The sequence below is a fragment of the Sphingomonas sp. SORGH_AS_0870 genome, from assembly GCF_031453175.1.
Classification (GTDB): Bacteria; Pseudomonadota; Alphaproteobacteria; order Sphingomonadales; family Sphingomonadaceae; genus Sphingomonas.
Genome location: NZ_JAVIYW010000002.1, coordinates 2,031,993 through 2,044,962 on the forward strand (window position 1 = coordinate 2,031,993; position 12,970 = coordinate 2,044,962).

Annotated in this window: 10 protein-coding genes; 5 read left to right on the top strand and 5 right to left on the bottom strand. The window is 63.6% G+C overall.

Annotated elements, in window-relative coordinates; all coding sequences use genetic code 11:
• Positions 1–65: 65 nt before the first annotated feature.
• From QE363_RS09870 to QE363_RS09885, 4 genes are all read right to left on the bottom strand, one after another.
• Positions 66–1,544, bottom strand: a complete 1,479-nt coding sequence (locus QE363_RS09870; RefSeq protein WP_309694797.1) for a S41 family peptidase — start codon at positions 1,542–1,544, stop codon at positions 66–68.
• Positions 1,545–1,628: 84 nt separating this feature from the next.
• On the bottom strand, positions 1,629–2,393 hold the full coding sequence (locus QE363_RS09875; RefSeq protein WP_309694799.1) for an AraC family transcriptional regulator: 765 nt from the start codon (positions 2,391–2,393) through the stop codon (positions 1,629–1,631).
• A 350-nt stretch (positions 2,394–2,743) separates the two neighbouring features.
• Positions 2,744–3,700 carry an IS110 family transposase gene (locus QE363_RS09880; protein WP_309694802.1) on the bottom strand — a complete coding sequence of 319 codons (957 nt, stop codon included), beginning with the start codon at positions 3,698–3,700 and terminating at the stop codon, positions 2,744–2,746.
• A 191-nt stretch (positions 3,701–3,891) separates the two neighbouring features.
• The gene (locus tag QE363_RS09885) at positions 3,892–5,526 is read right to left on the bottom strand and encodes a hypothetical protein (RefSeq protein ID WP_309694804.1); all 1,635 of its coding nucleotides are present in this window, start codon (positions 5,524–5,526) and stop codon (positions 3,892–3,894) included.
• Positions 5,527–5,651: 125 nt separating this feature from the next.
• On the opposite strand from QE363_RS09885, the gene QE363_RS09890 reads away from it, so the two are divergent.
• The 5 genes from QE363_RS09890 (at position 5,652) to QE363_RS09910 (ending at position 12,388) form a co-directional block, all read left to right on the top strand.
• A complete protein-coding gene (locus QE363_RS09890) occupies positions 5,652–6,440 on the top strand; it encodes a LytTR family transcriptional regulator DNA-binding domain-containing protein (RefSeq protein ID WP_309694806.1) in 789 nt (262 codons plus the stop codon).
• Positions 6,441–6,682: 242 nt separating this feature from the next.
• Positions 6,683–8,776, top strand: a complete 2,094-nt coding sequence (locus QE363_RS09895) for a TonB-dependent siderophore receptor (RefSeq protein WP_309694808.1) — start codon at positions 6,683–6,685, stop codon at positions 8,774–8,776.
• 447 nt (positions 8,777–9,223) lie between these two features.
• Positions 9,224–10,294, top strand: a complete 1,071-nt coding sequence (locus QE363_RS09900; protein ID WP_309698168.1) for a histidine kinase — start codon at positions 9,224–9,226, stop codon at positions 10,292–10,294.
• Entirely contained in the window at positions 10,291–11,001 is a 711-nt protein-coding gene (locus QE363_RS09905) for a LytTR family DNA-binding domain-containing protein (RefSeq protein WP_307103777.1), read from the top strand. The genes QE363_RS09900 and QE363_RS09905 overlap by 4 nt, the downstream gene beginning before the upstream one ends.
• Positions 11,002–11,134: 133 nt before the next feature.
• A complete protein-coding gene (locus QE363_RS09910; protein WP_309694811.1) occupies positions 11,135–12,388 on the top strand; it encodes an amidohydrolase family protein in 1,254 nt (417 codons plus the stop codon).
• A gap of 123 nt (positions 12,389–12,511) precedes the next feature.
• Here QE363_RS09910 and QE363_RS09915 read toward each other — a convergent pair whose 3' ends face one another.
• A complete protein-coding gene (locus tag QE363_RS09915; protein WP_309694814.1) occupies positions 12,512–12,793 on the bottom strand; it encodes a cupin domain-containing protein in 282 nt (93 codons plus the stop codon).
• Between the last annotated feature and the right edge of the window lie 177 nt (positions 12,794–12,970).

Here is a 12,970-nt window from a genome sequence, read left to right on the forward strand (position 1 = left end):
TTTAGCCTGCGTCGTTCCCATTGGGATGGTCGATCGGGAATCATGCAGCGTTCTCAAATTCATGACTAGCTGGGTTTTTGAGGGCCGAGGGCTGCATCGCTACCGATGGTTCGCAAGGCTCGCTCGCCGCGTGCCCGGTCACTTTCACCCTCGGTTGGCAGTACGGGCAGGTCGGGCACGACGCCCGCCTCCTCGTTCGTGCCGTCCGCCCGAAGCCTCATGCAGTTCGGCACGCGGAAGCGTAGGCGCGAGTGACGGAGTACGATCGGATCGTCGTCCGTCATGAATCCGCACCCGTCACCGCCCGTCCGGTCGCCGACGAGCTTGCCGATCCGGTTGTCTTGCATCACGGCCGCGAACATCTCGGCGGACGAATAGGACCGCTTGTCGGCGATGACATAGGTCGCCCCTGTCCAACTGCCGTAGAATTGTCGAACGGTCGCGGCTGAGGACAGCGCGGCCGCTGCGTTGGCGTCGCTATAGACGTCGCCCGGCAGGCCGGGCGAATAGCCCCCGGCATAGCCGGCGGGCAGCAGCCGGTTGCAGTTCGACGGCGACCAATTCCGTTGCTCCCGCCACACCCATGACAGGTCGCAGCGATGCCGACCGATCGCGGCGGCCTGGCGGGAGAAGAAGGTACGGGCATCGGCCAGCGCGGTCTTGGCATCACGCGACCGGGTGGCTGCGAGCGCTTCGTCGATGTCGCCAATCTCTTCCGCGAAATAGCGCGCGGCGATCGGTGCGTCCGCCATCATCAGGCGGGCGGATCGCACGGGGCGGTCGGTCAGGAGGCGGGGCGTCCAGTCCCCGCTATCGTCACCGCCGCTGTCGTTGCCGATGTCGATCACCAGGGTCGTCGCACCGGCTTGGCGCAGCGTCCCGATCGTAGCCGCCATGTCCTTCAACCAGCGCATGCGCGCGGCTTCGCGGACTGTGTCCGGCGTGATCGCCGTGCCCGCTTGCCTCAAGTCGGCCCAAGCGTGGAGACAGGCCATGGGAAAAGCGCGGGCGCGGAAGTTCTGGATGCGGACGACGCCGATCGTCACTTTCGATCGCGTGACGAGGCCGCTTCGGAAAGTCGAGCCGAGCCCGTCGGATATCAGCCGGAAGCCGGGAAGACTTTCCAACGGCAGCGAGAAGACGACCGGTCCGGTCGAGGCATAACCCAGCGCCGCGCACCCCGCGATTGGCTCGGCTAGATCGAGCGTTGCCTTGTCGGGTTCTCTGGCGGGTGTCGAGGCTGTGGCGAGATAGGGCAGTTCGGACAAATGCCCGTCATGGAAACCGGCGATGAAGGCGCGGATGGCGTCTGCTGCCTCCGTGTCGTTGCCGGCCGAAGCCAGTGCGGCCATCGTCTTGCGATCGAGGGCGGGCAGGTCGACCCCGCCGGCGCCGGACGCTTTCCAGGCAAGGTTGACGTAGCGGTCGAGCAGTTCGCCCTTGAGCTGGGCATAGTCCTGTTGCCACGCCGCCCGGTCGAAAGGGGCGGCAGCGGATAGGGCGGTGGCGGATAGGCTCAGGACGAGCAGCGGGATTAAGCGCATGAACGATCCCTCGGGGGTGCACAGGATGCGTCGTCATATCGAGGCCGCTGCGCCCCGGCTTGTACGACACGCACGACGAGGATGTTACGCGCGCCGACGATATTCGGAAGGGGAGCAGCCCAGGACGGCCCGGAAGGACCGGGCGAGATGCGCCTGATCACAAAAGCCGCAGCTCGTCGCGATGGCCGCGATCGGCAGCACTGTGGTCCGGATCATGCTGGCCGCCCTCCTTACGCGCATACCGCGCTGATAGGCGCCCGGCGTGCAACCATGCTCGCGCCGGAAGGCGCGGGTCAGCGTCGCCGGATGGCAATCGACGTACCGCGCGATATCCGCCACCGACAGCGGTTCCCCGTCCGCGGTATTGATCAGGGCCAGCGCGCGACGAACGATCGTCGAGGCGGGCACCGATGCGCCGGCAAGGCCGCGTCCCAACTCGGCCGAGGCCTGCCAGATCAGGCCCTCGATCGCGCCTCGGGAAAAACGATCGTTCGTCCGCCGCTCCGCATCCATGCGTGCCGCCAGCCTGCCGATCACCGTCGAGCGGGCGACCGGCGCCGATTGGAACGGCATCGTGCCCATCAAATAGTCGAGCAGATCGCCGGAAGGGGTAACGATGATCTTGCGCGCGCCCCGTGCACCGAACCGCTGGGCATGAGGGATACCGGCGGGGCAGACGAGCGCGCTACCCCGCGTCTCCATCCCGGACCGGCCGCCGATCGTCTCTTCATAGCCGCCACCCAGGACGATCGTCAGGCTCGGATCGGTATGGAAGTGCGGTATGATATGGCTGCCGGCGTCGTAAGTCCGGTAGGTGACGCTGGTCGTCGAGGCTGACCGTTCTTCCATCCCGCCAGCCATACATGTTTTGGCTGCCAAGTGATATTACGGCGTTCCCATTGTGAACGGCCAGCGAGACGGCGCGGGCGTTCTCGGAATCGATCGAGTCGTCTAATCGCATGTCATAGGGCAAGTCCTTTTTCTGGGAGGATACGTCGTATGCCGGGGCACGGTCGTCTTCGCGGTCGAGACATGTCGCCGCATGATGGGTGTCTGCGAAGCGGATATTCCAATGTTTTGGACGCACGCGCCTTTCTCGTGGCTGGGTGGTGCAACTCGATCCTCGGAATGATCCGGCTCACGTCCCGGCAGGGACGCCTCGGGGCGCTGCGGGCAGCGCGTCCAAGCTTGTGAAAAAGTCAGGCGGCAGCGGTCCGATAGAACAACTCGCCGGATCGCAGCATGGCATGCATGATGACGGCCAGTTTGCGCGCAACGGCAATGGCGGCCCTCTTGAAGCCGAGCCTCTCGCGAAGCTTCAGCCCCCATGTTCGCAAGTCGCTATCGGCGTGAACGCGGGTCAGGATCGTCGTCGCGGCCTCGTAGAGCAGTGAGCGCAGGTTCGCATCGCCGCGCCTGGAGATATGCCCGTCATAGTCGACATCACCGGACTGGTATCGCCTGGTCGTCAGGCCGACCCACGCGCCGACCGATCGTGACTTCGCGAAGTTCGCCGGGTCTTCGATGGCGGTGGTGAAGGTCGTCGCCGTGACGGCGCCGACGCCGGGGATCGACATCAGCAACTGGCATGCCTGGCTTTGCCTAGCAGCCGCGGTGAGCTGGCACCCGAGTTCGGCGGCACGGACGCGCATGGCCCGCCAAGCCTCCAGTATCGGAAGGATGATGCGGGCCAGCGCCTCCTTGCCCTCCAGCAGCCGGCGGACGTTCTTCTCGAACACGCCGCCCTGACCGCTGGGCACGACCAGCCCGAAGGTCTTCATCAGGCCGCGGATCTGGTTGGAAAGACTGGTCGCCACGCGGACCTCCCGATAGAAGCCGATCTCGGCGAGATGCGCCAGACCGTCGGCGTCGTTCGCGTCGGTCTTGTTGGCCGCCATGTCGAGCGCCGCCTTTGCATGACGCGCATCGATGCAGATCGCCGGCAAGCCCAGCGCGGTCAGCTCATGATAGAACCACACCGACAGCGGGCCGGTTTCGAACACGACCCGTTCCGCATCCGGCGCGCGCTTGCGAATCAACTCGGCCAGCGTCTGCGGATCCGAAGCACATTTGCCGCGCCAAATCCGCTTGCCCAAATGCCGTATGGAGACGGCCGTATCTTTCAACGACACGTCCAGACCGATATACTCGCCCATGGTTGTTCTCCGTGCGATGCCTGGGCCCGGCGCCAGTCGTGAGCCCGTCTGTCCATCCTATCGGGGAACAACCACCTGTCTGCCGTCCTGTTGGAAGCGGAGACTCGGGGCAGATCGCTCCCGCGATTACCCCATGTTTCGGGAAAGCCTTGGCATTCCCGAAATTGCGTTCCGCGCTGCTAATGAGAAGGCTATTCAAAGCCCGCGCAGGTTCCTCCGAGCCGTTGCCCGCCCTGTGATGAGCTATAGCCGAGCTCTCTTCCACCACGTTTGGCAATCAAATATTTCAGGCGCTCACTTGTACTTGATCCGGCGTCCAGCACCCACGCCTCCACCCGTCCTGTCGGCGTCATCACCGCTTCGGTTCCCGTGACGGCGACCGCGAACGCGCCCAGGCCGCGATCATACTGGTAGAAGGGTAGTGTGAAGCGCTTCCCCATAGCCAGCGGCAACGCAGCGAAGGTCGGTCCAAACAGATTGCCGTCCCAAACGGGGGGCACGAAAACCTGATTGACCGCCACACGGTCGCCTTGCTGATCGATCTTGTACCCGGTGACGCGATCCCGTTCGTAGGACAGCTCGGCGTGGAGTTTGCCATCGCGCGTCGTCGTCAGGCTGATCGGGCGCAGGCTGCGCGCATCGAGCGCGAAAGCATCGCGCAGATCGAACCGACCGTTGGCGAGACGCTGATGCACGACGATCCGCCAGATCGGCCGCCCTTCCAACTTGTCCTTCTGAATGGACTGAAACGTCGAACCGATCACCGGATAGCCCTCAGCCGGTGGTCCGACGATGGCGTAACAAGCGGTGTAGGGCCGTAACCGCGTACCATCAGGCATGGCAACCAGCTGCGGCCGGTCTAGCATCTCAACAAAGAACCGCACCACTTCCGCGTTGAAGCGGGCATGGAACTTCGTGCGGTCGAAGCCCGGCGTACTGGAGCAAAGTTGTGGCATGGTCGCGGGATCAGAGCAGGGGGCCAGGAAGTCGAAATGCCCCGCGACGGGAACGGCATGGAATTCGGGCTTGTTCGGCAACGCAAAGCGGACCGCATCCGCAGAGGAGGGCGCTGGCAAAATCTGGTCGTCGTCGGCCCGCCAGAGCTGCACCGGGATGCGGACCTCTTCCAGCCCGGTACGGTCAAAGGTGAAGCCTATTGCCGGTGCAGCGACGACGATCGCCTTGATGCGCGGGTCCGTCATTAGCGGCCAGGCGCTCGACAGCGTTCGGGGCTGGGACTTCAGGAGCGTGCATACAAAGAAAGTGGGATGTTTCGCGCAGTGTTCGGCAAACCGAGTCATGTCCGGTCTACCCCCGGCAGCCGCCAGAACCGTGAAGCCACCGGCCGAGAAGCCAAAGGCGCCGATACGATCGGGGTCGATGGCGGCGCGTCCCGACCAGCCCTGCAACATATACGATATGGTGGCACTCAGTGCGGGGGGACGCCCTTCGATCCGGGTTGCCCGGCTGTTGTCGCGCCAGTTGTCGCCAGGGTGAGTGAGTGCGGTGACAATGAAGCCGGCGCGCGCGAGCGCCACGGCGGTATCGACGTGACCGGCGTAATCGCCTCCGGTGCCATGCGAGATGACGATCAGCGGATGCTTGCCGCCCGGAACGGGCGCATGGGGCACCACATCCTGCGCGTAGAGGCCGAGCCGCTGGTGAACGGGCGTGCCGGTTGCGGGATACCAGATGCCCACTTCGGTGCCGTCCGCCGTTACCTGTCGCTCGAAGCCGGCCTGCGCTGGGCGGGCTTCGGCCGGGGAAGACACGATCGTGAGGTATAGAACAGCAAGGACTAGGCGCAGGGACATGACGAACTCCAAGGTGGCGACCCTTAGATGATCCAGGCCAAGCTGTTGGCGAAAGCTGCCTATTCGCCAATGGGCGAATGGGTACGCCAGTCGGCAAACGGGCTTCGCCCGCCGTCCCAACCGAGGTAGAAGATGCCGTGACCCATCTGCCCGCCTTGTTCAGCTTAGACCGGCGTTCGATCCTGCTCGTGGTGCAGTGGGTCGGCTTGGCCTTTATCGCCGGCATCCTTCTCGCGATCCTCGGGCCGTTCGGCAGCTACCTGAATGGCGGCCCCCTACGTCTGTTCGGCTACTGGATCGGTGCGATGCTGCTCGGGCTGCTGATTTATGGCATGGCATACAGGATCGTCGCCATCTCGGTCGTGACCGGCTCGTGGGCGTGGTGGATCGCCCTGATCGTGGCGGGCTTGCTCGCCAGCATCCCTGAAGCCCTTGCGACGCGGATGCTGGCGTTCCGATTGTGGCCAGAGCTGGCGGGGATCGATATTTCGCCGGGACTATGGTTCGTGCAGACGGCAACGATTGGCGTGATCGCGACGACGGGTGTCGGCCTGATCCAGCGCCGCGCTCGGTCGGCCTCGCCTGATGCCGCGCCATCGGCCTCGGCTATTCCGATCGCGGCGCCCCTCGGCGGGGAGGTGCTGGCGTTGCAAATGGAGGACCACTACGTTCGCGTACATCGGCCGACCGGTTCCGAGCTGATCCTGATGCCCCTCGGCCGTGCCATCAAGGCCGTCGAGGCAGATGGCCTACGGACCCATCGATCCTGGTGGGTAGCGGCTCATGCCGTCGCGGCCGTCGAGGGAAATGCCCGCTCGATGCGTCTCCAGCTATCCAACGGCCTGGTCGCACCAGTTGCTCGATCCGCAGTTACGCATCTCAAGGCGGCCGGGTGGATCAAGGATACGGAAGGGGGCGCCGCATGAAGAAAGACCGGCGCCTGCCTTTCCTGATTGGGAACGACCAACGAGACGGTTGGGTGCATTCCCGTTGGGATGGTTCATCTAGAATGGTGTGTTAGCCGCGCCAGGTGGTCCACAGCTGCAGAGGCACTCCGTCTCGGAGCGGTGGGTGCGCGTCTAGCAGGTTCCGGCGGCAATTGAAGCTGTACTAAACCGACCTTGCGTGCTAATGAGAATCGTTCTTATTAATGCTCAGGGGGGCAAAGTTGACCGATTGCCGTTTCGTGGCAAGCATTCCCATGGCCTTGCTTCTTGGGGCCGCCATACCGTCCATGGCGGCCGCGCAAACCAGCCCGCCCCATGCCGGGGAGGGGGATATCGTCGTGACGGGCGAGCGGGAGGGCTATACGCCCACGGACACCTCCGCCGCCAAGACCCCGGCACCCTTGCGCGATATTCCGCAGTCGATCGCGGTGGTTCCAGCACAGGTCCTGCTCGACCAACGGGCGCTATCGCTTCAGGATGCGCTCAAGAACGTCCCCGGCGTCAGCTTCGCCGGAGGCGATGGCCAGCGTGATCAGGTGAATATCCGTGGCTTCACCGCCATCGCCGACCAGTTCGTCAACGGCTTTCGCGACGATGCTCTGTATTTTCGTGATCTCTCCAACACGGAACGCGTCGAGGTCATCAAGGGGCCCGCGGCGGTGCTCTATGGCCGCGGTTCATCGGGTGGGCTCATCAACCGGGTGCTCAAGCAACCCGATGTGAACATCACCTCCGCCGCCCTCTCGGCCGGATCCTTCGCCACCAAGCGCGGCGAGTGGGATGTGGGTCGCTTCGATCCGAAGAGCGGCGTCGGCTTTCGCCTGACCGGTGCTTATGAGGACGACGGCAGCTTCCGCGACCAGCAGTTCCTCAAGCGCTTCGCGCTCGCGCCCTCGCTGCTGCTCGGGGCTGGCCGGGATACCACGCTGTATGTCGAGGCGGACTACTTACGCGACACGCGTCTGATGGATCTTGGTATACCCGCCATCAATGGACGGCCGGTCGACGTGCCGCGTTCGACCTATTATGGTGCCGCCAATGCCCGCAATGCCGATGCCACGACCAGCAAGGTGCTGTCGCAGACCGTCATACTGACGCACCGCTTCTCGGACACCCTGAGCTTCCGCAACGGCTTTCGCCATTACACCTATCAACTCGATCGCCACAGCACATTGCCCTCTGCGGTGAACGCCGCCGCGTTGACGGTGACGCTCCAGCATGGCCGGCTCAACCGCGACGAGGATGGCTGGTCTAACCAATCCGAGCTGACCCAGAAGCTGCACTTCGCCGGGATGGAGCACACGCTACTTTACGGCTTTGAAATCGCTCGGCAGGTAAAGGGCGCGCAAATATTCGCTTCGCAAATTGTTACCGTTACTTCGCTCTTCCACCCGATGCTACCCGTCGTGAACGATGCGAGCTTCACTAAGCTGAGCGCTAACAGCAACACGACGTTCGACACGCGTGGCCTCTATGTGCAGGATCTTGCCGACCTCGGGCACGGCTTCAAGGCACTGGTAGGCGCCCGGCACGACTGGTTCATCCAGAAAACCTACCAATTGCTGCCAGGCCAGCCGAATCTCGCCCGCACCGATCGCAAATGGAGCCCACGTGCTGGCCTCGTGTTCCAGCCGAATGCAGCGCAATCCTATTATGTGTCATGGAGCCAGAGCTTTCAGCCCTCGGCCGAAACATTCGCGCTCGCGGCCAACAACGCGGATATCGCGCCGGAGGAGACCACCAACAGGGAGGTGGGCGCCAAATACACGCTGTTCGGCGGAAAGTTGAACATCCAGGCGGCGGGTTTCATCTTGCGCCGCACCGGCATCAAGGGCAGCGATCCGCTGACACCGACAAGGGTGGTGCCGATCGGTACGCAGCGTACCCGCGGCTTGGAACTGTCGGGTCAACTCGACTTGCCATCGGGCTTCCAAGCCATTGCGGGCTATGCCTATCTCGACACGCGCGTCACGGCATCGGCCAATCCCACGTTCGTGAACAAGCGGGCAACGATTACGCCGGAGAACGCCGTCAACGCTTTCCTGACCAAGACCTTCGACGGGCGTTTCGGCATCGGCGGGGGTATGAACTATGTCGGCGATCGATGGGCCGATCCGGCCAACACCACGATATTGCCGCACTATGTCACGGTGGATGCGGTGGCTTGGGTGAATGTCGGCTCGGTGCGCCTTCAGCTCAACGCCTATAATCTGGGCAATGAGAAATACATCATCTCAGGACACGGCACTTCGCCATTGCTCAACATGCCCGGTGCGCCGCGATCTCTCTTGGCTACGGCCAGGGTCAGTTTCTGACACGCCGGAAACGTCAGTCAGGATTGTTTGCCGGCGCGGCGCCTGCGCTGGCTCCAGCAACACCTTGGCGGTGGATCGGATCCCTCACCAAGAGCCTTGCCGAGTAGCATATTCCCATCGCAGCCGCCGGGGCATCATGCTGCTTTCCTTTTGGGGCAGGACTTCCCGATCCGCCCTGTCAACCGCCTGTGGCTCATCAGGCACGCCAAAAAGAGACGATTGGCACCTAGACCAAGGAGAGAGGCGGCGGGGCTTCCTGATCGGGAACGGCCAGCGAGACGGCCGGGGCATTCCCATTGGGATCGAGAAATGGGAATGACCTGACCATCTCGCCTTGCTCTCGTAATTGCAAGCGGCGACCGATCGTCATCTCTCAAGGGGACGTTCCTGTTCCATCCCGACCAGCTGTCAAATCACCTATCACGGAGGTAAGGGTGGCGGGTGACGATGATCAAATCGAACCTATCGATTAGAAATTTCCGGGCGTGGCGGACCATCGGTGCAGCTTGGTGCATCGCCGCCTGTTGCTATACCCCTGCCGTCTGGTTGTTGGACAAGGGGGGCGATTGGAAGGCCTTGCCTGTCACGCTCGCCACCATGGTCCTGTTCTTCACGCCATGGGCGCTGCTGACCCCGGCATTGTTGCGCACGAGTGCGCTTGCGCCGCTCGGTACCGGCCGCAACGGACGTTCCTTGGCCCTGCTGGCCCTGCTAGGGATCGGCGTCATTCCTGTGGCCACCGCATCTGGATTGCTACTCGAGCAGGGCGTGGCATGGGCGATACATGCAAGCGAAGCGCCCGCCTTCAACCAAGCCGTGCGGGGAACCGCAATTACGTCGTTCTTCTCGGTGCCGATCTATGTCGCGGTTGTCGGCGTCGGGCAGGTCCTGATCTGGGTAGAGCGGTCGAGGGAGCGCGAGAAGATGCGCGCCGATGCACGGCTGGAGGCGCTTCGTGCCCGGATCGGCCCCCACTTTCTGTTCAACGCCCTGACCGCGATCGGCGAACTGGCGCACCGCGATCCGGACGGCACCCAACGCGCCATTGCCGGACTGGCCGATATCCTGAGAGGGACGTTGATCGCGGACGAGCATCATGGCCTTGGCGATGAGATCGCGATGGCGAAGGACCATGTCGAACTCCACCGCCTGTTGATACCCGGGAAGCTCGATTTCCACGTCCGCGTGTCACCCGACGCCTGGCGGGAACTCATCCCGACGGCGATCCTGCAACCGCTGATCGAGAATGCCCTTGTCCATGCGCTCAACTCACTCGGGCAAGGTCGGTTGGCCATCCTGGCCCAGGTCGATGACGGCCTGCTCCATATCCGCGTTGAAAATACGATGCCCGCCATCATCCGCCCGTCGCGTGGGACCGGTTCAGGTCTCGCCAATGTCCGGGAGCGTCTCGCCGCCCTTTATGGCGGGAAGGCCGAATTACGGACGATGATCGCGGCCGAGCAGTTCGTCGCGGAACTGAGCCTTCCAGCGTCGGTCGAGGCGAAATCGGCGGCATGATCGACACGCTGATCGTCGAGGATGTGCCGCTGGCGCGTGACGCGCTCGTGCGTCTGCTGGCACAACACGCGGATGTTCGCGTGATCGGGGCGGCCGGGACGGTCGCGGAGGCGCGGCAGCTGATCGAGCAACACCGGCCGCATCTCATCTTCCTTGACATGGCCTTGCCGGACGGCACGGGGTTGAGCTTGGCCGAGGCGATCCTGCCGCCTCGGCCCGCGATCATCTTCCTGACGGCGTTTCCCGATTTCGCGTTGCCTGCCTTTGGCGTGGAAGCACTCGACTATCTGCTTAAGCCCGGCACGCCCGAGGATGTCGCCCGCGCCCTTGATCGCGTTCGTCGTGCCATGAATGCAGCCGCTCCTTCGGCGCCCAACCCCTTCCTCGAAATACGCGATGGCGGTCGTACCAGCTTCGTCCCGCTCGACTCCATCGAACGGGTCGACGCCGCAGGCCATTATCTGTGCGTCCATGCCGCCGGGGAGGTACATTTGCTTCGCACTCCCATCACCGAGCTGATCGCTCGGTTGGGTCCCGACTTCGTTCGCGTGCACCGCTCGACGCTGGTGAGGCTCGACCGGATCGTGTCGATCACGGATCGGCGCAACAGCGATGGCGATATCACCTTGCTGGACGGCAGCGTCGTTCCACTCAGTCGAACCTTCCGCTCCGACCTCACGCGCCAACTGGCCTTGCGCGCCCGCTGACCGCGTCCGGCACGGCTCACGCCATCACAATCACCGTTCGGGCCTATCCCCTTGCCGCATGGCGTGTCGATCGATTGTCCTCCCCGGCGCAGCATGGAGGAATGAAATGCGGTGGAGACAATGGTGTATCGGCATGACGCTGTCCGTCATGGCGGTTCCTGCGGCGGCGGCGGACCGACCGCTGCTGATCCGCGACGCGCGCGTGTTCGACGGGACGCATATGCTCGGTCGGCGCGACGTCCTGGTCGAGAATGGAAGAATCGCAGCGGTCGGGCGCAGGCTGAAGGGACCGGCCGGTGCCAAGCTGGTCGAGGCGCGGGGCCGTACCCTCTTGCCGGGACTGATGGACGGTCACGTCCACGTCTTTGCCGGCGCACAGGCCGATGCCTTGCGGTTCGGCGTGACGACGGTCTTCGACATGTATTCCGACGCCGACCGTGCCACCATCGCCCGCTGGCGCGCGCAACGCCGGTCGGACGCGCCCGTGACCGAGGCGGACACCTTCACGGCCGGGATCGGCGCAACCCCGCCCGGCGGCCATCCTACCGAGATGGGAGGGAATCAGTCTCCGCCATTGCCAACCCTGGCCGATGGCGCGGATGCCGCCACCTTCATGCGGACCCGGATTGCGGCAGGATCGGATTATCTCAAGATTCTGCAGGATGACGGAGCCCGCGGGAGCAAGCCGCCGACTTTGCCCGCCTTCTCTCCTGAACGTTTCGCCCAGGTCATCGCGGCCGCCAAGGCGACAGGCGAGCTGGTGGTCGTTCATGTACAGAAACTCGCCGACGCCCGCATAGCGGTCGCATCGGGCGTCAACGCGCTGGAACATGCGGTGTGCGATGCGCCGATGGATGACGCCCTGATCGCGAAGATGCAAAAAAGGGGTGTGGCACAGACCGACACGCTGGCGACCTATGCGGGACTGGCGGGCGCCGACTATGCCCGAAAGCTGGCGGCCGACCCGCTGGTCGCCCCGTACCTGTCCGCGACACAGCGCAGCATGTTGACGCTCGACTGGAAGCGAGCACGGCCTCAGGATTTCGCCATAGCGCGCGCCAACGTGGCGCGCCTTATCCGAGGCGGCGTGACCATGATCGCCGGCACCGACACGCCGAACCCCACGACCGCCTTCGGGCCATCGCTCTACATCGAACTGCAACTGCTCGTGAATGCGGGTCTTACACCGACCCAGGCGCTGGTATCCGCGATGTCGGCACCCGCGCGATTCTTCGGCACGACGGATCGCGGCCGCATCGCGCCGGGGCTGAAGGCGGATCTGCTTCTGGTCGATGGCGACCCCACGAAGGAAATATCGGCCGTTCAGCATATCGTGGCGATCTGGAAGAATGGCCATGAGGTCGATCGAAGGCCACCCGTCAAGTGAACTTATCTGGAAAAGCCATTTCCGATTGCGAACGGCCAGCGAGACGGCGCAGGCGTTCCCATTGGAATGGTACTTTGGGAAAGCGCGGACTTTCTAATTCGCGTGAGGTCACGGATACCATGGTCAGCAGGTCGAACCCTGCTCTTCATCAAGGTCGATCCGGTCGCCACGGGTCGAGGGGGTAGACACGACGAGGAAACGGATATCGGCGGGACTATCGTTGCGCGCTTGATGACGAGCCTGCGGGGGAATTTCGATGCCTGAGCCTGCTGTAACGACATGGCGTACACCTTCCAGTTCCATCGTCAGCGCCCCGGTCAAAACGTAAAAGAACTGCCGAGCCACCATATGAAGATGCCTGCGTTCGCTCGTTCCGGCCGGCATCCTTTCTTCGATGACCATCATGTCCTGCGAAGGGGCGAGGACCCATCCGTCGCAATTATCCCCCCAAGTGTAATGTTCTACGTTGTCGATGTTCCGTTGCAGAGTTATCTCCTGTCGCTGTCGATTTGTGGGTCGAGACGGCTCGATCGTTAGTCGGGTATAGCCACTTTGCGTTCCCGCAAAAGAACGACCAGTGAG